The 663-nt window shown below is 49.6% G+C and carries 1 protein-coding gene; it reads left to right on the forward strand.

The genetic code is table 11. The annotated features are described in order from the left end of the window. Positions 1-567 (forward strand): DUF3157 family protein (locus R7Z50_RS28045; RefSeq protein ID WP_318149828.1); only part of this gene is annotated, 567 nt, incomplete at its 5' end. Positions 568-663 lie beyond the last annotated feature (96 nt).

Consider the following 663-nt stretch of genomic DNA (forward strand, 5'->3'; position numbering starts at 1 on the left):
CTGGCGACCCTACTCGCCACCTCATCCGCCTACGCCGCTGAAGTCGTCACTTTAGCCGACGGTCGAGAAGTGAAGTTGAACGATGACTTTACTTGGGAATACGTGATGACAAGTTCTGCGCCAAAAGAGGCCGTAGCCCAAACCACAACAAGCGCGGTTGAAACTGTCGCAGCTCCTGCGATTGCGACAATTCCGGTCGTAACAAAAACCGTCGGTACAACCGTGGTTGTGAACGCGAAAAAGCCAACCATGCAGCTGTCAGACTCAGGGGTCGACATACTGATTGGCTCTGCGAGCTACGAAGGTGGTGAACTGGTACTGCCAACGTCTATCACCAACCAAAGCTCTCAATCTGTCATTCAGGTGGAAGTTGAGGTACAAGTGTTTGATATGTCTGGCAAGCAACTGGCGAAAGAAAAGGTCACGGTTTGGCAATCCATCAAACGAATGGCGGATACTTACCTGAGACCACAGCAAGCAGAACAAGGTAAGAGCATTAAACTGGCCGTGCCGCAATCTCAGCAATACCAGTTTTCTGCCAAAGTGTTAGAAGTGAAAACTCGCTAATACGGGTCTGATATTCTTTGTCGAGCGTATCTTGCCACGCTGACGCGTGAGGCTTAGGTCGCTAAATTTAGATAGGCTCGACAAAGTAATAAATCG

It is taken from the genome of Vibrio sp. 1249-1 (genome assembly GCF_033340495.1).